This window comes from Streptomyces liangshanensis (assembly GCF_011694815.1).
GTDB classification, from domain to species: domain Bacteria; phylum Actinomycetota; class Actinomycetes; order Streptomycetales; family Streptomycetaceae; genus Streptomyces; species Streptomyces liangshanensis.
Window position 1 is genome coordinate 6,006,233 of the sequence record NZ_CP050177.1, and the last position, 23,716, is coordinate 6,029,948.

Here is a 23,716-nt window from a genome sequence, read left to right on the forward strand (position 1 = left end):
TCAGTCCTTTCACCAGGCACGGCCGTCCCCCCTGGAACGTACCGAGTCGAGCGCGGGAACCGAACTGAAGGTAATCCGGCGGCGCGGTGACTGGCGGTGACTATAAGCGGGGTATTGGGGCGGGTGGAGTGGTCTGGCCAATGATGTGACGCTCTTGTTATGCCAGCACGTCATGGATAGCGGAACTTCAGGGGTGGATCGGGGGAATTCGGGTCGGTTCGTCTGGTCCACATGCTGAGAACGTGCAGGACTGTCAGGGGGTTTGAGTCCTGACATCGCAGGATGTCCGGTGAACGGACGGGGCACGCGGTGCCACGAGCTTCTGCCAGGTCGTGGCTGTATGGCACACCCAGAATGTAGCGCTGCTCCTGTATTGCACGTGTATTACGCAGTGTTACGCCGAGGAAATGGAGTCCGGCATTCCGTGCCACTTTTCCGTATTCCGGCATATGAATCGTGACGCGTACTGTTCGCGGCTTTTCGGAAGTGATACGCAAGGGGGCGGCGGGGCCGGAGATGCGCCCGAGGCCTTGCGGGGGCGGGCCCGGCGGGCCGTGACCCCGGCCCCGCGCTCACTGCCAGGGACCGCCGGTCGGGCCGCCGTCGCGGTACCGCTCGGCGCAACGGTCCTTCGCCCGCGCGGAGATCAGCCGGTCGGCGGCCGCCCGGCCGTGAGCACTCTCCTCGGCGCGGGCGGCGTCGGCCACGGCGCGCAGGATGTCGTTCTGGCCACCGGACAGGCCCATGGCCTGGTAGTCGAGGTTCGCCTGGGAGCCGCCGTCGAGGATCACGCCCGCCCAGTGGGTGACGAGCCGGGCGCAGAGGTCCTGGGGCGCGGTGGTCCGCGGGGCGGGCCGGGTGGCCGCGGTCGTGGCGGGGCGCGCGTCCGCGCCGCCGGGCGCGTTGGCGCAGCCGGTCAGCGCGGTGAGGGCGGTCGCGAGGGCGAGCGCGTACCCGGCGGTGAACGCCGACAGCGCCCCGTACCGGTGCGGTGGTGGCCTCATGCGGGCACGCTACTGCGCCCCGGCCGCCGGTTCACCGGCCGGGACAGGCCAATTCCCGCCCGGTACGGGGGCGGAGAGGCGCGGACGCCGCCGAGTGCGGGAGGCGCTCAGGCGGTGCCCTGGGCGTCCCGCAGCAGGCAGGTGAGGCGGGCGGTGCAGACGCGCTTGTCCTGGTCGTCGGTGATGACGATCTCGTACGTCGCGGTCGTACGGCCCCGGTGCACGGGCGTCGCGACCCCGGTGACCAGGCCGCTGCGCACCCCCCGGTGGTGGGTGCAGTTGAGGTCGACGCCGACGGCGACCTTGCGGCTGCCGCCGTGCAGCATCGAGCCGACGGAGCCGAGGGTCTCGGCCAGCACGGCGGACGCGCCGCCGTGCAGGAGCCCGTACGGCTGGGTGTTGCCCTCCACCGGCATGGTGCCGACGACACGTTCGGGTGACGCCTCGACGATCTCCACCCCCATGCGGGTGCCGAGGTGTCCGGCCGAGAAGACCGCGGCGAGGTCGACGCCGAGGGCGGCGTACTCGTCGATGATCTCCTGGGGGAACTTCACGGGGGACTTCGTCGGGGACTGCTCGCCCATGGGGCCCGGCTCCGATCGTCGACGGCGGTGTGCACACCGTCCTACCAGATGACTGAGCGAACGCTTAGCCGAGCGCCCTGTTGCGTGGGTCACGCCGGCCCGCGGCGGCGGGCCGGCGGCGTCCCGGGCGGTCCTACTCGGCCACCGCCGCCTGGCGCTCGGCGCGTTCGAAGCGGACGATGACGGACTTGCTCGTGGGGGTGTTGCTGATGTCGGCCGTCGCGTCCAGCGGGACCAGCACGTTCGTCTCCGGGTAGTACGCGGCGGCGCAGCCCCGGGCGGTCGGGTAGTGGACGATCCGGAATCCGGGGGCGCGGCGCTCCACGCCGTCCTTCCACTCGCTGACGAGGTCCGTGTACGAGCCGTCGGGCAGGTCGAGTTCGGCCGCGTCCTCGGGGTTGACCATGACGATCCGGCGGCCGTTCTTGATGCCGCGGTAACGGTCGTCGAGGCCGTAGATCGTGGTGTTGTACTGGTCGTGCGAGCGCATGGTCTGGAGCAGCAGCCGGCCCTCGGGGAGCTTCGGGTACTCGACGGGCGCGGCGGTGAAGTTGGCCTTGCCGGTGTCGGTGTTGAACTTCCGCTCGTCGCGCGGGGCGTGGGGCAGCTCGAAGCCGTTGGGGTCGGCCACCCGCTCGTTGAAGTTCTCGAAGCCGGGGATGACGCGGGCGATCCGGTCGCGGATGTTCGCGTAGTCCTTCTCGAAGTCCTCCCAGGGGATGAGGGAGGCGGGGCCGAGGGTGGCGCGTGCCATCCGTACGACGATGGCCGGTTCGGAGAGCAGGTGGGGGCTGGCCGGTTCGAGGTTGCCGCGGGAGGCGTGGACCATGCCCATGGAGTCCTCGACGGTGACGATCTGGCGGATGCCCGCCTGGAAGTCCTTGTCGGTGCGGCCCAGGGTCGGCAGGATCAGCGCGCGGACGCCGGTGACGACGTGCGAGCGGTTGAGCTTGGTGGACACGTGCACGGTGAGGCGCGCGTTGCGCATGGCCGCCTCGGTCACGAGGGTGTCCGGGGTCGCGCCGACGAAGTTGCCGCCCATCGCGAAGAAGACCTTCGCGTCGCCGTCCCGCAGCGCCTCTATGGACCGCACCACGTCGTAGCCGTGGTGGCGCGGCGAGGTGATGCTGAACTCCAGGTCCAGGGCGTCGAGGAAGGCGTCGGAGGGCCGCTCGAAGATGCCCATCGTGCGGTCGCCCTGCACGTTGGAGTGGCCGCGCACGGGGCAGACGCCGGCGCCGGGGCGGCCGATGTTGCCGCGCAGCAGCAGGAGGTTGACGACCTCGCGGATCGTCGGTACGGAGTGCTTGTGCTGGGTGAGGCCCATGGCCCAGCAGATGATGGTGCGCTTCGAGGCGAGGACCATCTCGCCGGCCTTCTCGATGTCGGCGCGGTCCAGGCCGGTGGCGGTGAGGGTCTGGTCCCAGTCGGCCTCGCGGGCGGCCGCGGCGAACTCCTCGTACCCGTGCGTGAACTCGGCGACGAAGGACTCGTCGACGGCGCCGGGGGTGTCCAGGACGATCTTGTTGAGCAGGCGGAACAGCGCCTGGTCGCCGCCGATGCGGATCTGGAGGAACAGGTCGGTGAGGGCGGCGCCCTTGACCATGCCGAGCGGGGTCTGCGGGTTCTTGAAGCGTTCGAGGCCCGCCTCGGGCAGCGGGTTGATCGAGATGATCTTCGCGCCCGCGGCCTTGGCCTTCTCCAGCGCGGAGAGCATGCGCGGGTGGTTGGTGCCCGGGTTCTGGCCGGCGACGATGATCAGGTCGGCCTTGTGCATGTCCTCCAGGGACACGCTGCCCTTGCCGATGCCTATGGTCTCCGCCAGGGCCGAACCGGACGACTCGTGGCACATGTTGGAGCAGTCGGGCAGGTTGTTCGTGCCGAACTCCCGCGCGAAGAGCTGCAGGAGGAACGCGGCCTCGTTGCTGGTGCGGCCCGACGTGTAGAAGCACGCCTCGTCGGGGGAGTTCAAGGCTTTCAGTTCCTCGCCGATGATCCCGAAGGCCCGCTCCCAGGGGATGGCCTGGTAGTGGTCGGCGCCCTCGGGCAGGTACATCGGCTGGGTGATACGGCCCTGCTGGCCGAGCCAGTAGCCGCTGCGCTCCGCGAGGTCCGCGACGGAGTGGTCGGCGAAGAAGTCCGGGGTCACCCGGCGTACGGTCGCCTCCTCGGCGACGGCCTTCGCGCCGTTCTCGCAGAACTCGGCCTTGTGCCGGTGGTCGCCCTCGGGCCAGGCGCAGCCGGGGCAGTCGAAGCCGTTCTTCTGGTTGAGCTTGAGCAGCGTCTGCGCACTCCGGCGCAACCCCATCTGCTGCCGCGCGATGATCAGGGAGTGCGCGACGGCGGGCAGTCCCGCGGCGGCGTGCTTGGGTGCCGCGACCTGCGGCGCGTCCTGGATTGGATCACCTGCGGGCGGCTTGCTGGCCATCGTGCTCTCCTAGAGCTGCGTGTCACACGAACTGATCCACGAACTGACGTCACACCCGAACTGGTTAGTGTCGACTGTGTACAGTATTCAAGTTTTGCACAGCGCTGCCGGACGGGTATAGACCACCCCCCAGTGAAGCCCATCACCGTCGCGTCCGCCGGTCGGGACCGCGGGCCGGTCGGGATTGTCAGTGGGGCGTGGCAGGATCGGGTACGTGGCTGAGACAGCGTCGAAGAAGACCCCAGACAATCGTCCTCGCCTGCTCCTCATGGACGGGCACTCCCTGGCGTACCGGGCGTTCTTCGCGCTGCCCGCGGAGAATTTCACGACCGCGACCGGCCAGCCGACCAACGCCATCTACGGCTTCGCGTCGATGCTGGCCAACACGCTGCGTGACGAGGCGCCCACCCACTTCGCGGTCGCCTCCGACGTGTCCCGCAAGACGTGGCGCTCGGAGGAGTTCCCCGAGTACAAGGCGAACCGCTCGAAGACCCCCGACGAGTTCAAGGGACAGGTCGAGCTGATCGGCGAGCTGCTGGACGCGATGCACGCGGACCGGTTCGCGATCGACGGGTTCGAGGCCGACGACGTCATCGCGACGCTCGCCACCCAGGCCGAGGCGGCCGGCTTCGAGGTGCTCGTCGTCACCGGCGACCGGGACTCCTTCCAGCTGATCACCGAGCACACCACCGTGCTCTACCCCACCAAGGGCGTCTCCGAGCTGACCCGCTTCACCCCGGAGAAGGTGGAGGAGAAGTACGGCCTCTCCCCCCAGCAGTACCCGGACTTCGCCGCGCTGCGCGGCGACCCGTCCGACAACCTCCCCGGCATCCCCGGCGTCGGCGAGAAGACCGCCGCCAAGTGGATCAGGGAGTTCGGCTCCTTCGACGAGCTGATCGCGCGCGCCGACGACGTGAAGGGCAAGGCGGGGCAGAACTTCCGCGACCACCTGGAGTCGGTCAAGCTCAACCGCAGGCTCACGGAGCTGACCCGCACCGTCGAGCTGCCCAAGTCCCCCGAGGACCTGGAGCGCCGGGCCTACGACCGTACGGCGCTGATCTCGGTGCTGGAGGTCCTGGAGATCCGCAACCCCAGCCTCCGCGAACGCCTGCTGGCCGTCGACCCGGGCGCCGTCGAGGACGAGGCGCCCGCGCCCGCCGCCGGCGTCGAGCTGGACGGCACCGTCCTCACTTCTGGGCAGCTGACGCCCTGGCTCGCCGAGCACGGCACCGGACCGCTCGGCATCGCCACGGTCGACACCTGGGCCCTGGGCACCGGCAGCGTCACCGAGGTCGCGCTCGCCGCCGCGGGCGGCCCCGCCGCCTGGTTCGACACGACCCAGCTCGACGAGGCCGACGAACAGGCCTTCGCCGCCTGGCTCGCCGACGACGCGCGCCCCAAGGTCATGCACAACGCGAAGAGCGTCATGCGCGTCGCCCCCGAGCACGGCTGGCGGGTCGGCGGCGTCACGATGGACACCGCCCTCGCCGCGTACCTCGTCAAGCCGGGCCGCCGCTCCTTCGCCCTGGACACCCTCGCCATCGAGTACCTCGGCCGGGAGCTGGCCCCCGCCGCCTCCGCCGACGGCCAGCTCGCCTTCGGCGCCGACGACGAGGCCGAGGCCGACGCCCTGATGACCCAGGCCCGCGCGGTCCTCGACCTGGGCGATGCGTTCACCGAGCGGCTCGGCGAGGTCGGCGCCACCGACCTGCTGTACGGGGTGGAGCTGCCGACCTCCGCCCTGCTGGCCCGGATGGAGCGCCACGGCATCGCCGCCGACCGGGCGCACCTGGAAGCCATGGAGCAGCAGTTCGCCGGCGCCGTCCAGCAGGCCGTGAAGGAGGCGCACGCCGCCGTCGGCCACGAGTTCAACCTCGGCTCGCCCAAGCAGCTCCAGGAAGTCCTCTTCGGCGAGCTGGGCCTGCCCAAGACCAAGAAGACCAAGACCGGTTACACCACCGACGCCGACGCCCTCGCCTGGCTCGCCGCGCAGACCGAGCACGAACTGCCCGTCATCATGCTGCGCCACCGCGAGCAGGCGAAGCTGCGGGTCACCGTCGAGGGCCTGGTCAAGACGATCGGCGCCGACGGCCGCATCCACACCACGTTCAGCCAGACCGTCGCCGCCACCGGCCGCCTCTCGTCCACCGACCCCAACCTCCAGAACGTGCCCGTGCGCACCGACGAGGGCCGGGCGATCCGCCGCGGCTTCGTCGTCGGCGAGGGGTACGAGTCGCTGATGACGGCCGACTACAGCCAGATCGAACTGCGCGTGATGGCCCACCTCTCCGAGGATGCGGGCCTGATCGAGGCCTTCACCTCCGGCGAGGACCTGCACACCACCGTCGCCTCCCAGGTGTTCGCCGTCGAGCGGGCCGCCGTCGACCCCGAGATGCGCCGCAAGATCAAGGCCATGTCGTACGGACTGGCCTACGGCCTCTCGGCGTTCGGCCTGTCTCAGCAGCTGAACATCGAGGCCGCCGAGGCCCGCGGGCTGATGGACACCTTCTTCGAGCGGTTCGGCGGGGTACGGGACTACCTCCAGCGCGCGGTCGTGGAGGCCAGGGCCACCGGCTACACCGAGACGATGCTCGGCCGCCGCCGCTATCTCCCCGACCTCAACAGCGACAACCGCCAGCGCCGCGAGACCGCCGAGCGGATGGCGCTCAACGCCCCCATCCAGGGCACCGCGGCCGACATCGTCAAGGTCGCCATGCTCAACGTGGACAAGGCGGTCCGCGAGGCCGGCCTCACGTCCCGCATGCTCCTCCAGGTCCACGACGAAATCGTCCTGGAGATCGCCCCCGGCGAGCGCGAGGAGGTCGAGGCGATCCTGCGCCGCGAGATGCCGGCCGCCGTCGACCTGCGCGCGCCGCTGGACGTCTCCGTGGGCGTGGGCACCGACTGGGAGTCGGCGGCCCACTGATCGCCCGGATGGTACGGATCCGGCACACCACCCGAGGTGAGCGGCGCCGCCCCCGGGGGCGGCGCTCAGGTGGCGAACTGGTGAAAACGGGTCGCGGCCGGTGTTGTCCCACAGGGAGTTGACGTAGGGTCGCCGGTGCCCAGGCGCGGGGAGCGCGCACTTGTCTTTCACCGGGGAGGGACCAGACGTATGGCAGTGCCATTCGGCAGCCGACTGCGCAGAGGAGCCACCACCACCGCGGTGGCCGCCGTGGCCATCGCGGCACTCTCCGCCTCCCAGGCGCCGGGCGCCGTGCTCGGACTGCCAGGCGGCGGTACGCAGGCCGCCGACGCCGCCAACCCGCCCGGTACGCCCGCCACGGGCAACTCCCCGTACTACACGGACCTTCCGCCGCTGAACCCGCCGGACAAGCCGCTGGTGTCCATAGACCTGCCGGCCGCCAAGGGCCCCGCGGAGGCCGGGATACCCGCCACGGTCCTCGACGCCTACAAGAAGGCGGAGCAGGCCCTCGCGGAGACCCGGCCCGACTGCCGGCTGCCCTGGCAACTGCTCGCGGCCATCGGCAAGGTCGAGTCCGGCCAGGCACGCGGCGGGGCGGTGGACGCCGCGGGCACCTCGACGCCCCCGATCCTCGGACCCGTCCTCAACGGGGTCGGCTTCGCCAACATCCCCGACACGGACAACGGCGCGTACGACGGCGACTCGACGCACGACCGGGCCGTCGGTCCGATGCAGTTCATCCCCTCCACCTGGGCCACCTCCGGCCAGGACGGCAACGGGGACGGCCGCAAGGACCCCAACAACATCTACGACGCGGCCCTCGCGGCCGGGTACTACCTCTGCGCGGCCGGCCGCGACCTCACGGTCGACGACGACCTCGACAAGGCGATCCTCAGCTACAACCACTCGCAGGACTACTTGAACACGGTCCGGTCGTGGCTGGAGTACTACCGCAAGGGCACCCACGAGGTCCCGAACGGCAGCGGCGTACTGCCCAGCACCGACACCCCGACCGGTACGGTCCCGACGACCCCGGCCACCCCGCCGCCGTCGACGCCGCCCGTCACCGGGCCGCCGTCGTCCCCGGGCACCCCGCCGCCCAGCAGGCCCCCGACGACGCCCCCCGCCACCCCGCCGACGACGCCGCCGGCCAACCCGCCCACGACGCCGCCGACCAAGCCCCCGACCAAGCCCCCGGCGAAGCCGTCCGTCGTCACGCACCTGGAGAAGGCCGGCACGGGCACGTTCACGACCGTCGCCGGGAGCCTGTTCCCCGGCCGGGCCGCGGTCCTGGCCGAGGACAAGGCGGGCAAGCCCGTCGCCAAGGCCGAGATCACCTTCACGATCGCCGGCGACACGGACGCCCGGTTCGTCCCGGACGCCACCACCGTCACCGTCGTCACCGGCACGGACGGCATGGCGATCGCACCCCAGCTCAAGGCCGGTGAGAAGGCCGGTACGTTCGTGGTGCGCGCCACCTCGTCCGTGGCCCAGGTCCCCGGCCTCACCTGGACGACCACCGTCACGGCCCGCCCGGTCGACGCCCTGGCCAGGACCGGCACCGAGGACCTGACCGCCGTCGCCGGCGCCCAGTTCGCCGACCCGGTCGCGGTGAAGGCCACGGCCAAGGGCACGGCCGTGTCCGGGGTGGGCGTCACCGCCTCCGTGATCACCTCCGCGGACGACCCCACCGCCCCGGCCGGCGGCCCGTACTTCAAGGGCGCGGACAACACCAAGCTGCGGACGCTGACCGGTCTCACCACGGGCCCCGACGGCGTCCTGCAACTCCCCGCGTTCTTCGCGGACACCGACGCCGGAACGTTCGTGCTGCGCCTCCGGACGGACAACGGGGTGACCCTGGACATCACGGTCAAGGTCACCGCGGCGCCGCCCACCGACCCGCCCGCCGACCCGGACGGCCCGTCCGACGACCCCTCGGGGACCCCGTCCTCGTCGCCCTCCGCGTCACCGTCCACCCCGGCGGCCTGACCGCGCGTCCCCCGTCGTACGTCCGCCCCCGCGTCCTCCAGGACCCGGGGGCGGACCCGTACCGGAACCGGACCCGCGCCACCCACCGTCCGGTGCCCGGCGCCCTCCACCGCCCGCAGTCCCGAACGCGGCGCTCCCTACCGCCGGTTGTTCAGCCGCCGCGTCGCCACCGCCGTGGACGGGTCCTCCGGCCACGGATGCCGGGGATACCGCCCCCGCAGCTCCGCCCGCACCGCCCGGTAGCCCTCCCGCCAGAACGACGCCAGATCCGCCGTCACCGCCGCCGGACGCCCCGCGGGCGACAGCAGGTGAACCAGCACCGGCACCCCCGCCACCTCCGGCGTCTCCCGCAGGCCGAACAACTCCTGGAGCTTCACGGCCAGCACGGGCTGTGGGCCGCCGTACTCCACCCGTACCCGCGACCCGCTCGGCACCTCGATCCGCTCGGGCGCCAGCTCGTCCAGCCGCGACGCCTCGCCCGTCGACCACGGCAGCAGCCGCCGCAGCGCCTGCCCCGCGTCCAGCCGCGCCAGGTCCGACCGGCGCCGCGCCCGCGACAGTTCGGGCTCCAGCCACTCGTCCGCCCGCTCCAGCAGCGCCGCGTCCGACACGTCGGGCCACCCGCCGCCCACCACCCGGTGCAGGAACCCCAGCCGCTCCCGCAACCCCTCCGTGTCCCGCGTCCAGCGCAGCAGACCCAGCCCCTCCCGCCGCAACCCGTCCAGCAGCGCCGCCCGCACCAGCCCGCCGTCCGGCTTCTTCAGTGGCCGTACGGACAACTCCACCGCCCCGAGCCGCTCCACCCGCCGGGCGACCACGTCCCCGTCCTCCCAGCCGACCTCCTCGCCCTCGGCCCGCAGGTGCCCGGCCGCGTCCCGCGCCGTGGCCTCGTCGATCACCGCCGCCAGCCGCACCCGCGCCGCCACCGCCGTGGCCGGCCGGTCCGCGACCGCCACCGCCAGCCAGCCCGCGCCGCCCAGCGCCGACCCGCCGCCCAACTCCCCGCCCGTACCCGACACCATCAGGTACGCCCCCTCCCCGCGCGCCCGCGCCACCCGCTCCGGGAACGCCAGCGCCGCCACCAGCCCGGCCACGGAGTCGTCCGACGCGCCCGCCTCCCGCCCGGCCGTCTCCCGGCCCGCCGCCGACGCCAGCCGCCGCGCCTCCTGCCGCCAACGGGCGCCGTACGCGTCGCTGTTGCCGCGCGCCGCCCGCCAGGCCGCCGCCAGATCGTCCCCGTACGCCCGCGGCGGCTCCTCGCTCAGCAGCGCCACCACCTCCGCCGCCCGGCGCGTACCGACCCGTGACGCGCCGTCCAGCAGCGCCCGCGCCAGCCGCGGGTGCAGGCCGATCCGCGACATCCGTACGCCCCGCTCGGTGGCCCGGCCCGAGGCGGCGTCCACCGCGCCGACGGCCGCCAGCACGCTGCGGGCCGCCGCGAGCGCCCCCGCGGGCGGCGCGTCGAGCAGCGCGAGACCGGTCGCGTCCGGATCGCCCCAGCACGCCGCCTGGAGCGCGAACGCCGCCAGGTCCGCGACCCTGATCTCCGGGGACGGGAAGCGGGCCAGCCGGACGTCCTCCGCCTCCGTCCAGCACCGGTAGACGGTCCCCGGGGCCTCGCGCCCCGCCCGGCCCGCCCGCTGCCGGGCTCCCGCCTGCGACACCCGTACGGTCGCCAGCGCGCCGAGCCCCCGCGCGTGGTCGGTACGGGCCTCCCGCGCCAGGCCCGCGTCCACCACGACCCGCACCCCCGGCACGGTCAGGCTCGACTCCGCCACGGCCGTCGCGAGGACGACCCGCCGCCGCCCCGACGCGGCGGACCCGGCCAGGACCGCGTCCTGCACGGCGGCCGGCGCCCGCCCGTGCACCTGGAGCACCTCCGCCCCCACGTCGCCCAACTGCCCGGCCACCCGGCCGATCTCGCCGACCCCCGGCAGGAAACAGAGCACGTCACCCTCCCGCTCCGCCAGCGCCCGCCGGACCACCGACGCCACATGCGTGAGGAGGACGGGATCGACCCGCATCCCGTGCGGCGGCCGCACCGGACGCGCCGGAGGCGCCCAGACCACCTCCACCGGGTACGACACCCCCTGGGCCTCGACCACCGGCGCGTCGCCCAGCAGCCGCGCCCAGCCCGCCGCGTCCGTCGTCGCCGACGCGGCCACGAGCCGCAACTCCGGCCGCAGCGCCGCCCGTACGTCCAGCAGGAACGCCGCCACGGTGTCGGCGTCCAGATGCCGTTCGTGGCACTCGTCGAGGATCACCACGTCGACGCCCGCCAGCTCCTGGTCCCGCTGGAGCCGCTGGAGCAGCACCCCGGTGGTCACCACCTCCACCACCGTGTCGCGGCCGACGACCCGCTCGCCGCGCACCGTGAAGCCGACCCGCTCGCCGGCCTTCTCGCCGAGCAGCCACGCCATCCGCCGGGCCGCCGCGCGGGCCGCGATCCGCCGGGGCTCGGCGACGACCACCCGCCGCACCGGCCCGTCCCCGTCGCCCACCAGCCCGGCCAGCACCAGCGGGACCAGCGTCGTCTTGCCCGTCCCGGGCGGGGCGCACAGCACCGCGCACCCGTGCCCGCCGTCCGCGCCGGCCGGGAGGTCCGCGCCGTCCCCGCCCCGCCCGTAGAGGGCCCGCTCCAGCGCGGGCAGGGCGGTGCGGACGGGCAGGGCGCGGAGACTGTCGTGGCGGATCATGCGCCCAGTCTCGTACGCCGGCGGCCGGTGGCCGCGTACAGGCCCGGTCGGTCCTCCCGCCCGGCGGTCAGTCCTCCCGTACGCACACGAAGATCGCCGTGCCCGGGATCAGCTTCCCGCGCAGCGGGGACCAGCCGCCCCACACCTGGCTGTTCCAGGCGGGCCACTCCGGCTCCACGACGTCCAGCAGCCGGAAGCCGCCGGCCACCACGTCCCGCACCCGGTCGCCGACGGTCCTGTGGTGCTCCACGTAGACGGCGCGCCCCTCCTCGTCCTGCTCCACGTACGGGGTGCGGTCGAAGTACGAGGACGCCACCGACAGGCCCTCGGGCCCCGGCTCGTCGGGGAACGCCCAGCGGACCGGATGCGTCACCGAGAAGACCCAGCGCCCGCCGGGCCGCAGCACCCGCCGCACCTCCCGGAAGACCGCCACCGGGTCGGCGACGAAGGGGATCGCCCCGTACGCGGAACAGGCCAGGTCGAAGGAGCCGTCCAGGAAGGGCAGCTGCCCGGCGTCGGCCTGCACCAGCGGGAAGCCGGACGGGCGGTCCTGGGCGATCCGCAGGGCGTGCTGGAGCTGGCGGTGGGAGAGGTCGAGCGCCACCGGGCGGGCGCCCTGCGCGGCGAGCCAGCGCGAGCACTGCGCCGCGCCCGCGCCGATCTCCAGGACGTCCAGGCCGCGCAGCGACTCCTGCGGGCCCAGCAGCTCGGCCTCCACCTCGTCCAGGCCCTCGGGGCACCAGACGAAACGGTCGTCGCCGAGGAAGGTGCCGTGCTCGATCTGGTACTCGTCCGCGTTCCTGTCCCACCAGCCGCGATTGGCCCGGCTGCTCTCCGCCGTGCCGCTCTCGCGCCGGGTGGCCTCGGGCTCGGGCTCGGTGTCGGCCTCGGGATCGGGCCCGGTGTCCGGCCCGGGCCTGGTGCCGGGTCCCGCGTCGGGTTCGGTGTCGGTACCGGCGGGCGTGCGGCCGGCGGGGCCGTCGGCGCGACCGGCCGCGGATTCGGGTTCGTGCTCTTGGATCATCGTGTCCGTCGTCGTAGGCTGCGAGGAGTCGTCGTGGGGCCGCGGTGGCCTCATCGAACGCTGGATGTGCCGGGTATGGGCCGTTCCGCCCCGGGTGTGCGCCTTCGCGCATTGACCGTGCTCGGCTGCCCCCGTATGCTAAAGGTTGCGCTGCGGGCTTGCGCGCCTCAGACGTAGCAGCCGCGCTCGCGTCAGTTGGTTGTCCCCTCGGTCGTCGAGGCGCTTATCCCGTGGTGTGGGATCGGCGCTTCCTTGGCTGTCCGGCTTCGGCAGATGCGATACGGGCTCCCGGCGTAGCAGTACCTACGACTCACTGTCCGCACCGGAGCCCTAACCCACATGACGAGCAGCACCGAGACCACCGCCACCACTCCGCAGGTTGCGGTCAATGACATCGGTAACGCCGAGGCCTTCCTCGCCGCGATCGACGAGACGATCAAGTACTTCAACGACGGCGACATCGTCGACGGCGTCATCGTGAAGGTCGACCGGGACGAGGTCCTGCTCGACATCGGTTACAAGACCGAAGGCGTCATCCCGTCCCGCGAGCTTTCGATCAAGCACGACGTCGACCCCAACGAGGTCGTCAAGGTCGGCGACGAGATCGAAGCCCTTGTTCTCCAGAAGGAGGACAAGGAGGGCCGCCTGATCCTCTCGAAGAAGCGTGCCCAGTACGAGCGCGCCTGGGGCACGATCGAGAAGATCAAGGAAGAGGACGGGATCGTCACCGGCACCGTCATCGAGGTGGTCAAGGGTGGTCTCATCCTCGACATCGGCCTCCGTGGCTTCCTGCCGGCGTCCCTCGTCGAGATGCGCCGCGTCCGCGACCTCCAGCCCTACGTGGGCAAGGAGCTCGAGGCCAAGATCATCGAGCTGGACAAGAACCGCAACAACGTGGTCCTGTCCCGCCGTGCCTGGCTGGAGCAGACGCAGAGCGAGGTCCGCCAGACCTTCCTCACGACCCTCCAGAAGGGCCAGGTCCGCTCCGGCGTCGTCTCCTCGATCGTCAACTTCGGTGCGTTCGTGGACCTCGGCGGAGTCGACGGTCTCGTGCACGTCTCCGAGCTGTCCTGGAAGCACATCGACCACCCCTCCGAGGTGGTCGAGGTCGGCCAGGAGGTCACCGTCGAGGTTCTCGACGTGGACATGGACCGCGAGCGTGTCTCCCTGTCGCTCAAGGCGACGCAGGAAGACCCGTGGCAGCAGTTCGCCCGGACGCACCAGATCGGCCAGGTCGTCCCCGGCAAGGTCACCAAGCTCGTTCCCTTCGGTGCGTTCGTCCGCGTCGACGAGGGCATCGAGGGTCTGGTCCACATCTCCGAGCTGGCCGAGCGCCACGTGGAGATCCCGGAGCAGGTCGTCCAGGTCAACGACGAGATCTTCGTCAAGGTCATCGACATCGACCTGGAGCGCCGCCGCATCAGCCTCTCGCTGAAGCAGGCCAACGAGTCCTTCGGCAGCGACCCGGCCTCGGTCGAGTTCGACCCGACGCTCTACGGCATGGCCGCGTCGTACGACGACCAGGGGAACTACATCTACCCCGAGGGCTTCGACCCCGAGACGAACGACTGGCTCGAGGGCTTCGAGACCCAGCGTGAGGCGTGGGAAGGCCAGTACGCCGAGGCGCAGCTCCGCTTCGAGCAGCACCAGGCGCAGGTCATCAAGTCCCGCGAGGCCGACGAGGCCGCCGCTGCCGAGGGTGCTGCCGCGCCCGCCGGCGGGGGCAGCGCTCCGGCCGCCTCGGGTGGCGGCGGTGGCGGTTCGTACTCCTCGGAGTCGGACGACAACTCCGGCGCCCTGGCGTCGGACGAGGCGCTTGCCGCGCTCCGCGAGAAGCTGGCCGGCGGCCAGAGCTGACGCTCCGGTCGGCAGGTGGCTGAACAGCCGGACGGAAGGCCCGTTCCCCTTCGGGGGAGCGGGCCTTCCGCGTGTCCGGACACCCCTGGGGCCTAGGGAGTGACGGCGATGTTCGTCAGGCCGTTGCCGCCGGTCACGGTGTTGGAGCCGTAGACCGTCGTCCGGCAGGACGCGCTGTTGTTGGTGACGTTGACGGCGAGCCTGCCCGTGCCGGTCGCCCCGGTCAGGTCGGACCGGTTGGAGCGGAAGACCGTGCCGCAGCCCCAGCCGGTCTGCTGGGTGTGGGTCTCGTAGCCGTTGTTCCGGGTGTTACGGCCGGTGTTGCCCTCGACCAGCGTGTTGTTGCCCTTCACGTCGACCCAGGAGTCGTCGAAGTTGGCGTTGGTGAGGCCGTTGCCGTCGAAGGTGTTGCCGACGATGCGGGCGCCCGTGGTGCCTTCCTTGATGTCGATGTTCTCGCCGCCGACGTCGGGCCCGATGGTGTTGTTCAGGATCTGCGTGTTGTCGCTGCGGTCGGTCAGGTCGCCCGCCGAGCCGACGTACACGCCCTCGCCCATGCCCCGGCCGTCGTTGCCGGTGTCGTAGATCCGCGAGTTCCTGAGGATGCCGTTGCTGCTGGACGTCCGGAAGTGGACGCCCTCCATGGTCAGGTGGTGCACGGTCACCGAGTCGATCACGACGCCGTTCGCCGCGTCGGCGACGATGCCCTTCTGCGCGTCGGTGACGGTGACGCCCTGGACGGTCCAGTAGGCGGCCCCGTTGAGGTGCAGGGCGTAGCCGCCGCCGGTGGTGGTGGTGAGGACGGCGGCGGGCGAGCCGACAAGGGTGATCCGGGCGGCGGCGGTCCCGGCGACCGTCGCCTTGAAGTTGCCCTTGTACGTGCCGTCGGCGAGCTTGATCGTGTCGCCGGGCGCCACGGCGGTGAGGGCCGTCTTGAGCTGGGCGGCGGTGCTCACCTGGATGACGGTGGCCGAGGCCGCCGCGTCGGCGGGCGTGGCGAGCAGGGCCGTACCGCCGGTGGCGAGGAGCGGGGCCAGCAGGGCGGGGAGGAGCGTTCGGGCGCGCATGGGGGTGCCTTCCCGGTCAGGTGGCCGGATCCGTTCCGGCCGCCTAGAGCATGCCAAGGTCTGGACCAATGGCCAAGAGGGCGGGCGGTGAAGGGATGGGGGGCCGGGTGGCGTGGTGAGCGGAGAGCAACGTGTGGGATACACGAGCATCCGACGGGCCGTAACACGCGGTTGCCAGGATCCCCGCACACCTGACCGGAAGGGGTAACGGGCCATGCGTCACACGCCGAACACCACCACGGGCAACCGCACTTCGGGGATCAGCACTTCGGGGATCAGCGCCTCGGGCACGAGCACGCCAGGCACGAGCCGGCGGAGTTTCCTGCGCCAGGTAGGCGTCACCGGGGGAGCGGGGGCGATGCTCGCCACCATGGGGGCGCTGGGTCTCGCCCCCACCGCCGAGGCCGCGAGCCGCGAGCCCGTCTACCGCGCGCCCAGAACGGGCGACTTCACCCTCAAGGGCCGGGCGGCGGCCAGGATCGTCGTGGTCGGCGGCGGGATAGCCGGCCTCACCACGGCGTACGAACTGGGCAAGGCGGGCTACGACTGTACGGTCCTGGAGGCCAGGGAGCGGACGGGAGGCCGCAACCTCACCGTACGCGGCGGGGATTCGACCACGGACCTGCTCGGCCACCGCCAGACGGCGCGGTTCTCGGACGGCCAGTACATGAACGCGGGACCCGCCAGGATCCCGCAGTGGATGGTCACCATGGACTACTGCCGTGAACTGGGCGTCCCCGTCGAGGTGTTCACCAACTCCAACGCCAGCGCCTACATCTACAACGAGAAGGCCGGCATGACCGCGCCGGTGCGCTACCGCACCGCCAAGGCCGACATGTACGGCTACGTCTCCGAGTTGCTCGCCAAGGCCACCGGACGCGGCGCGCTGGACGCCGAGTTGACCGCCGACGACCAGCAGCGGCTCCTCGAATTCCTCAAGAGCTTCGGCGACATCGGCAGCCAACTCACCTACACGGGAAGCGAACACCGCGGCTTCACCGTGGACCCGGCCGCCGCCGGTACCCCCGGGGTGGAGCTCGGCGGACTGCCCTCCGTGTCCCAGGTGCTCTCCAGCGGGGTGGGCCGCTACTTCTCCTTCGAGTTCGGCTACGACCAGGCGATGCTGATGTTCCAGCCGGTCGGCGGCATGGACCGGATCCCGGCGGCGCTCACCCGGGCGATCGGCCCGGGCCGGATCCGTACCGGCGCGGTGGTCCAGGCGATCACCGACAAGGCGCACGGTGTGACCGTCACGTACACGCAGAACGGCCGGACGCGCGCGATCGACGCGGACTACTGCGTCGCCGCCCTGCCGCCCCACATCCTCGCGAAGACCTCCCACAACCTGGGCGGCGCCGTGCAGACCGCGCTGGAGGCCGTGAAGCCCTCGTCCGCGGGCAAGATCGCGCTGGAGTACCGCAGCCGCTGGTGGGAGAGCGACCACCGGATCTACGGCGGGATCACCGAGACGGACATGGACCTCAGCCACATCTGGTACCCGTCGTACGGCTTCCACGGGGCGCGCGGCACGGTCATCGGCTACTACAACACGGGCGCCAACGCCGATGCGTACGGGAACCTGACCCCCGCCGAGCGGGAGAGGCGGGCCGTCGCACAGGGCGAGAAGATCCACGGCGCGAAGTACCGCACCGAGCTGGCCTCCTCCTTCTCCCACCACTGGCGGCAGACCCCGCACCTGGAGGGCGCCTGGCACAGCATGGCCGGCGGGCCCGACGCCCCGGTCTTCGCGCCGCTCAACCGGGCCGCCGGCCGCGTCTACTTCGCCGGTGACTACCTTTCGTACGCCGACGCCTGGCAGCACGGCGCCTTCACCTCCGCCCGGAAGGTGGTGACCACGCTCCACGCGCGCGTCCTCGCCTGACGGCCGAGGCGGGGCCCCCGTCCGGAACGGATCTTCGTGCGGCACGGGGAATGCCTGTGCCGCACGGGGCGTTCTTCCTGTGAACACGAGGAGGAGCGGTAATCGTGCTTGATCCGCAGGGTTTGTACGAATGGGAGCCCAAGGGCCTCGCCGTCGTCGACATGGCGCTGGCACAGGAGTCGGCGGGCCTTGTCATGCTTTACCACTTCGACGGCTACATCGACGCGGGGGAGACCGGCGACCAGATCGTCGAGAACATCCTGGAGTCGCTGCCCCACCAGGTGGTGGCCCGCTTCGACCACGACCGGCTCGTGGACTACCGCGCACGCCGGCCGTTGCTGACGTTCAAGAAGGACCGCTGGGCCGGTTACGAGACCCCGACGCTCGACGTGCGTCTGGTCCAGGACGCCACGGGCGCGCCCTTCCTGCTGCTGTCGGGCCCGGAGCCGGACGTGGAGTGGGAGCGCTTCGCCGCGGCCGTCCGGCAGGTCGTGGAGCGTCTGGGAGTACGGCTCTCGGTCAACTTCCACGGCATCCCGATGGGCGTCCCGCACACCAGGCCCGTCGGCATCACGCCGCACGGCAACCGCACGGACCTGATGCCGGGCCACCGCAGCCCCTTCGACGAGGCGCAAGTGCCGGGCAGCGCGGAGTCGCTGCTCGAATACCGCCTGATGCAGTCGGAGCACGACGTCCTCGGAGTGGCCGCGCACGTCCCGCACTACGTGGCCCGGTCCTCGTACCCGGACGCGGCGCTGACCGCGCTGGAGGCGATCACGGCCGCGACCGGGCTGGTCCTGCCGAGCATCGCGCACTCCCTGCGCACCGAGGCACAGCGCACCCAGACCGAGATCGAACGCCAGCTCAGCGAGGGTGACGAGGACCTGGTGACCATGGTCCAGGGTCTTGAGCACCAGTACGACGCCGTCGCCGGGGCCGAGAGCCGGGGGAACCTGGTCGCGGAGCCCACCGAGCTGCCGTCGGCCGACGAGATCGGCCGGGAGTTCGAGAAGTTCCTCGCCGAGCGGGAGGGCGACGGCGGCGCCTGAGACGGCCCGCCCGCACGCTTCCGCTGTTCAGGCGCCCGCGAGGGCGCCTGAACAATGGCTTGTTAAATGTCCGGACCAGTCGTGCACGCCTGTTGGTGTATGCGCGAAATCATCCGATTGACGTAGTGATCACTCGCTCTTAGCGTGTCCGCGTCACGGGTGGGGCGACCAGGCCTCCCCGAACGTATGGGGGCACCCTTGCGGAGAGCGAAGAGAACGACGACGGCTGCCGTCCTTGCCGGGGCGACGGCTCTTGCCCTGGCCACCACGGGACTGGCGGCCCTGCCGTCCGCCGCCCACTCGCGGACGGGGGCGGCCGCGGCGGCCGGCGGGACAGGGGCGGCGGGCGGTACGACAGGCGGCGCGACGTCTCCCGCGGCGGGCAGCTCGGCCGGCGGGGAGGTCACCCTGATCACCGGCGACCGGGTCCTCCTGGACAGCCGGGGCGCCTTCGTCCGGTTCCTGCCCGCGGCGGGCCGCGAGTCGATCCCGGCCCAGATCCGGCAGGTCAAGGGGCACACGTACGTCCTGCCCTCGGACGCCGCCGGCCTGATCGCCACCGGCAAGCTCGACATGCGGCTGTTCGACGCGACCGAACTGAGCCGCCCCGAGTACCGCCGACTCGTCGGCGACGGCGTTCCGTTGCTCGTCGGCTACACCGGCGGCGCCGGCCTCAGGTCCGCCGCCAGGAGCGCCCTGCGCGCCGACGCGGGCGCGACGGTACGGGCCGAGATCGCCGCCGTCGACAGCGAGGCCCTGACCGTGCGCGGCGCGGACACCGCCGACGCGTGGGCCTCCCTCACCACCCGCTCGGCGCGCGGCCACCGCCTCGCTCCAGGCATCCGCTCGGTCCGGCTCGACGGCCTGGTCACGGCGTCCCTGGACGTGAGCGTGCCGCAGATCGGCGCCCCGGACGCCTGGCAGGCCGGGTTCGACGGCAAGGGCGTCAAGATCGCCGTACTGGACACCGGTGTCGACACCCGCCACGAGGACCTCGCCACCCAGGTGGTCGAGGCGAAGGACTTCACCAACTCCACCGACGTCCTGGACCACTACGGCCACGGCACGCACGTCGCCTCGATCCTCGCCGGGACCGGCGCCGCCTCGCAGGGCAAGTACAAGGGCGTCGCCCCCGGCGCCCGGCTGATCAGCGGCAAGGTGCTCAACGACCGGGGCTCCGGCACCGAGTCCTCGATCATGGCGGGCATGGAATGGGCCGTCGACCAGGGCGCCACGATCGTCAACCTCTCCCTCGGCGGTGCCGACACCCTCGGTGTCGACCCCCTGGAGGAGACCGTCGACAAACTGTCGGACCGCGCCCTGTTCGTGATCGCGGCGGGCAACGAGGGACCGGGCGCCGGCACGCTCGGCACCCCCGGCACCGCGGAGCGCGCGCTGACCGTCGGAGCCGTCGACAAGCAGGACGTCCTCGCCCCGCGCTCCTCGCGCGGCCCGCGCGTCGGCGACGGCCTCCTCAAGCCCGACCTGACCGCCCCCGGCGTCGACATCACCGCCGCCGCGGCCGAGGGGAGCCGGATCGACACGAGCCCCGGCACCCCGCACCCGGCCCCCGGCTACCTCACGATCTCCGGCACCTCCATGGCCACCCCGCACGTGGCCGGAGCCGCCGCGCTGCTCTCCCAGCAGCACCCCGACTGGACCGGCCAGCAGCTCAAGGAAGCCCTCGTCGGGTCCGCGAAGCCCGGTCCGTACAGCGCGGTCGAGCAGGGCAGCGGCCGGGTCGACCTGACCCGGGCCATCACCCAGACCGTCGTCGCGGAACCCGCCTCGCTGAGCTTCGGCGCCCCGCGCTGGCCGCACACCGACGACCAGCCGGTCACCAAGACCCTGACGTACCGCAACACCGGCGCCCAGGCCGTCACGTTCGACCTGGCCGCCACCGCGACCGGCCCCGGCGGGACGCCCGCCCCGGCCGGCCTCTTCACCCTCGGCGCCCGGCAGGTCACCGTGCCCGCGGGCGGCACCGCTTCCGTGGACGTCACGGCGAACCCCAAGCTCGGCGGTACGGCTCTCGGCGTCCACAGCCTCGCCGTCACCGCGACCGCGGGGGACCGGGTCGTCCGTACGGCCGGCGCGTTCCACCTGGAGGGCGAGATGCACGAACTCACCCTCAAGGCCACCGCCCGCGACGGCTCGGCTCCCGCCGACGGCGACTGGTCCGGCTACCTCTACAACCTGGACGACGACACCATGGTGCCGGTCTCCGGTGAGAACGGCACAGCCCGGCTCTGGCTGCCCAAGGGCACCTACACGATCCTCGGAGAAGTGCCGCTCCTCAGCTCCGAGGGCGTCTACATCGGTCACGACTGGGTCTCCGCGCCCCGGCTGGTGCTCGACCGGGACATGACCCTCCCCGTGGACGCCCGGCAGACCAAGCCGATCGACATGTCGGTGCCCGACCCCGACGCCTCGTACTCCATCGGGTTCGTGGTGATCACTCCCGACGGGGCGCCCGGCCCCATCGCCCTGTACATCGGCTCGATGCCCGAGGGCTTCCGCACCCAGCAGATCGGCCCCCGGCCCGCCCGCGGCACGGTGTCCTCACACCTCATGGCCAGCTATGCCACGGACGACGCGCAGTACCTGCTGGCGGACACGCTCAAGGACGCCTTCTACACCGGCGCGACCCTGCGCCCGCGGCTGGACCGGTTCGCCCGGCTCGACTCCCGGCTGGGCACCCCCGCCGAGGGGCGGTCCGGTGTGATCGCGAGTACGCCGGGCTTCCCGATCCCGCTCTACACCAGCGCCGACCTGCCCGGCACGGTCACCACCCACCTCCTGGAGGGCCCCGCCTGGACGCGGACGTTCCAGCAGGTCAACGGGCGCGTCGTGGAGGCGGAGTACCGTACGCCCGCCCGTACGTACCGGGGCGGCCGGACGTACACCGAGACCTTCAACGCCGGTGTCTTCGGCCCCGCCCTCGGTGACGCCGGGGTCGGACTGGTCCGCGACGGCGACCACCTGACCGGCTCGATCAGGCCCTTCGCCGACGGGGCGGGCCATGACGGCCTGAGCCTGTACGACCCGCTCACCTCGTACACCTCCCTGTACCGCGACGGCGTGAAGTACGGCTCCGCGCAAGGCGTGCTCGACACCACGTCCTTCGACCTGCCGAAGGACAAGGCCCGCTACCGCATCGCCACCGGCGGGATCCGGCGCGAGGCCGGTGTGTCCGCCATCAGTACGGAGGTGACCTGGACGGCCGAGTTCACCTCCGCCCGCACCAAGAAGCCCACCTCCCTCCCGGTGAGCGTGGTGCGCTTCACGCCGGAGATCGGCCTCGACGGCTGGGCGGTGGCGGGTGCCTCGCAGAGCGTGCCGGTCACGGTCCAGGGCTCGGGGGAGCACGGCCTCAGGTCGCTCACGGTGTACGCCTCCTCCGACCACGGCTCGACCTGGTCACGGCTCCCGGTGCGCGGCGGGAAGGTCACCGTGGTGAACCCGGGCGCGGGCGGCACGGTCTCGTTCAAGGCGGAGTTCAGCGACCGCAAGGGGGGAGTGTTCACCCAGACGGTCATCGACGCGTACCGCACCAAGTAGGTCGTCCACCGGACAGGCAGGCCGTGCGCCTCCTGTCCGTGGACGGGCGCGCGTACGGATCGCCGGAGGTCACGGCGGACCGTACGCGCGCTGTCGCGTCAAGGGCTCCCGAACCCGCCGGGCGCCCGGGACCCCCTAGGCTGAGCCCATGCTGAGGTTGGGACTCACGGGCGGGATCGGCGCGGGCAAGAGCGAGGTCTCGCGGCTGCTGGCGGGCTACGGGGCGGTGGTCGTCGACTCGGACCGGATCGCGCGCGAGGTGGTGGAGCCGGGCACCCCGGGGCTCGCCGCCGTGGTCGCCGAGTTCGGCCCCGGCGTGCTGACCGGCGACGGGACCCTCGACCGCCCGGCCCTGGGCGCGATCGTCTTCGGGAACCCCGAGCGGCTCCAGGCGCTCAACGCGATCGTCCACCCCCTGGTACGCGCCCGCTCCGCCGAGCTGGAGGCCGCCGCCGGGCAGGACGCGATCGTCGTCCACGACGTGCCGCTCCTCGTCGAGAACGGCATGGCACCGCTGTACGACCTGGTCGTCGTCGTGGACGCCTCGTCCGAGACCCGGATCGACCGGCTCGTACGCACCCGGGGCATGACCGAGGCCGCCGCGCGCGAGCGCATGGCGGCGCAGGCGACACGCGAGGAACGCCGCGCCGTCGCGGACGTCGTCATCGACAACGACGGCCCGCTGGAGAAACTGGAACCGCAGGTCCGCGAGGTCTGGGAGAGCCTGCCGGAACGCGCGGCGGAGTCCGGCCGGCGCGGGAGAATGGAATAGCACCGCCAGGTGCGGCGTTGAAGCCGCGCAGCTAGGGAAGGATGCGACCGTGCCCGAGAGCCCGGAGACCCACGTCATCGACTATCGCGCGGCCGAGCAACTGCTGGCGGCGCGGGACCCGCGCGGGGCCGTGAAGCTGCTCGACTCGGTGATCGCGGCCCACCCGGAGAACACCGCCGCCCGGCTGCTGCGCGCCCGCGCGTTCTTCGCGGCGGCCCAACTGCGCCCGGCCGAGCTGGAGTTCGAGCTGGTCCTGGAGCGCGAGCCGGACAACGCGTACGCGCACTTCGCCCTGGCCAGGACGTACCAGCGCGCGGGCCGCCCCGACCAGGCCACCCGGCACTTCCGGCTGGCGGCGGCGCTGGACCCGAAGCCGGAGTACCTGAAGGCGGCGCGCTTCGACAGCGACGCGCGGGACGGCACCTCGCACGACGAGGACTGACCCCGCCGGGGCGAGCGCCATGGAGGCCGCTCACTTGTCGGGCCCGACCGCTCACGTACGGTCACCGCCGTGAGCGCCGTCCGCCGTACCGGTCGTCGCGGTCCGTCCCCCGCGCTCTCCGCCTGATCCGCCACACGACCACCACCAGGTCCGTCAGCACGGCGAGCAGCAGCAGACCGCATGCCAGCGACCAGCCGAACCGCCCGGCGACCGCGAACGCCACCGTGCCGAAGACGGCCCAGATCACCCCCCACACGCTCAGCCAGAACCGCATCCGCAGCGCACTGCGCGCGGTGGTCGGCTCACTTCCGGTGCGCATATCCCTCGCACCTCCCGTGGTGGGTCTACCCGCCGGCGCGGCCCCTGACCCCGACAGGGACGAAGAGTGTGAAGTGGGGTGAATCGGACTAGATGAAACGGGTTCCGCCGCGAGCG

At 72.3% G+C, this 23,716-nt stretch carries 15 protein-coding genes; 8 read left to right on the forward strand and 7 right to left on the reverse strand.

From position 1 onward, the window contains the following. Positions 1–572 precede the first annotated feature (572 nt). The 3 genes from HA039_RS26080 to HA039_RS26090 all read right to left on the reverse strand — a co-directional run bounded on the left by HA039_RS26080 (position 573) and on the right by HA039_RS26090 (position 4,016). The gene (locus HA039_RS26080; protein WP_167033798.1) at positions 573–1,004 is read right to left on the reverse strand and encodes a hypothetical protein; all 432 of its coding nucleotides are present in this window, start codon (positions 1,002–1,004) and stop codon (positions 573–575) included. A 107-nt stretch (positions 1,005–1,111) separates the two neighbouring features. Beyond that, entirely contained in the window at positions 1,112–1,588 is a 477-nt protein-coding gene (locus HA039_RS26085; RefSeq protein ID WP_167033799.1) for a PaaI family thioesterase, read from the reverse strand. A 133-nt stretch (positions 1,589–1,721) separates the two neighbouring features. Beyond that, a complete protein-coding gene (locus tag HA039_RS26090) occupies positions 1,722–4,016 on the reverse strand; it encodes an FdhF/YdeP family oxidoreductase (RefSeq protein WP_167033800.1) in 2,295 nt (764 codons plus the stop codon). Between the two features lie 214 nt (positions 4,017–4,230). On the opposite strand from HA039_RS26090, the gene polA reads away from it, so the two are divergent. After that, positions 4,231–6,942: a DNA polymerase I gene (polA, locus tag HA039_RS26095; protein WP_167033801.1), complete on the forward strand. Its 2,712-nt coding sequence runs from the start codon at positions 4,231–4,233 to the stop codon at positions 6,940–6,942. 189 nt (positions 6,943–7,131) lie between these two features. Beyond that, positions 7,132–8,931 carry a lytic transglycosylase domain-containing protein gene (locus HA039_RS26100; RefSeq protein ID WP_167033802.1) on the forward strand — a complete coding sequence of 600 codons (1,800 nt, stop codon included), beginning with the start codon at positions 7,132–7,134 and terminating at the stop codon, positions 8,929–8,931. Between the two features lie 137 nt (positions 8,932–9,068). Here HA039_RS26100 and hrpB read toward each other — a convergent pair whose 3' ends face one another. Both hrpB and HA039_RS26110 read right to left on the reverse strand, forming a co-directional pair. Then, on the reverse strand, positions 9,069–11,627 hold the full coding sequence (gene hrpB, locus HA039_RS26105) for an ATP-dependent helicase HrpB (protein WP_167033803.1): 2,559 nt from the start codon (positions 11,625–11,627) through the stop codon (positions 9,069–9,071). Between the two features lie 67 nt (positions 11,628–11,694). Beyond that, positions 11,695–12,651 carry a methyltransferase domain-containing protein gene (locus HA039_RS26110; RefSeq protein WP_167033804.1) on the reverse strand — a complete coding sequence of 319 codons (957 nt, stop codon included), beginning with the start codon at positions 12,649–12,651 and terminating at the stop codon, positions 11,695–11,697. A gap of 339 nt (positions 12,652–12,990) precedes the next feature. Between HA039_RS26110 and rpsA the strand changes: the two genes are divergently transcribed. Further along, positions 12,991–14,508 carry a 30S ribosomal protein S1 gene (gene rpsA, locus HA039_RS26115; RefSeq protein ID WP_167033805.1) on the forward strand — a complete coding sequence of 506 codons (1,518 nt, stop codon included), beginning with the start codon at positions 12,991–12,993 and terminating at the stop codon, positions 14,506–14,508. A gap of 92 nt (positions 14,509–14,600) precedes the next feature. Here rpsA and HA039_RS26120 read toward each other — a convergent pair whose 3' ends face one another. After that, entirely contained in the window at positions 14,601–15,575 is a 975-nt protein-coding gene (locus HA039_RS26120; protein ID WP_167033806.1) for a right-handed parallel beta-helix repeat-containing protein, read from the reverse strand. Between the two features lie 358 nt (positions 15,576–15,933). On the opposite strand from HA039_RS26120, the gene HA039_RS26125 reads away from it, so the two are divergent. From HA039_RS26125 to HA039_RS26145, 5 genes are all read left to right on the forward strand, one after another. After that, positions 15,934–17,457 (forward strand): flavin monoamine oxidase family protein, encoded by a 1,524-nt coding sequence (locus HA039_RS26125; protein ID WP_167037635.1) that lies wholly within the window; start codon positions 15,934–15,936, stop codon positions 17,455–17,457. A gap of 104 nt (positions 17,458–17,561) precedes the next feature. Beyond that, positions 17,562–18,506 carry a PAC2 family protein gene (locus HA039_RS26130; protein ID WP_167033807.1) on the forward strand — a complete coding sequence of 315 codons (945 nt, stop codon included), beginning with the start codon at positions 17,562–17,564 and terminating at the stop codon, positions 18,504–18,506. A gap of 198 nt (positions 18,507–18,704) precedes the next feature. Then, positions 18,705–22,067, forward strand: a complete 3,363-nt coding sequence (locus HA039_RS26135; protein ID WP_167033808.1) for a S8 family peptidase — start codon at positions 18,705–18,707, stop codon at positions 22,065–22,067. A 148-nt stretch (positions 22,068–22,215) separates the two neighbouring features. Then, positions 22,216–22,839 carry a dephospho-CoA kinase gene (gene coaE / locus HA039_RS26140; protein ID WP_167033809.1) on the forward strand — a complete coding sequence of 208 codons (624 nt, stop codon included), beginning with the start codon at positions 22,216–22,218 and terminating at the stop codon, positions 22,837–22,839. Between the two features lie 49 nt (positions 22,840–22,888). Continuing rightward, complete coding sequence (locus HA039_RS26145; protein ID WP_167033810.1) at positions 22,889–23,281, forward strand: tetratricopeptide repeat protein; 393 nt, start codon at positions 22,889–22,891, stop codon at positions 23,279–23,281. Positions 23,282–23,342: 61 nt separating this feature from the next. On the opposite strand, the gene HA039_RS26150 is transcribed toward HA039_RS26145, so the two are convergent. After that, positions 23,343–23,600 (reverse strand): DUF6343 family protein, encoded by a 258-nt coding sequence (locus HA039_RS26150; protein ID WP_167033811.1) that lies wholly within the window; start codon positions 23,598–23,600, stop codon positions 23,343–23,345. Positions 23,601–23,716: the final 116 nt, after the last annotated feature.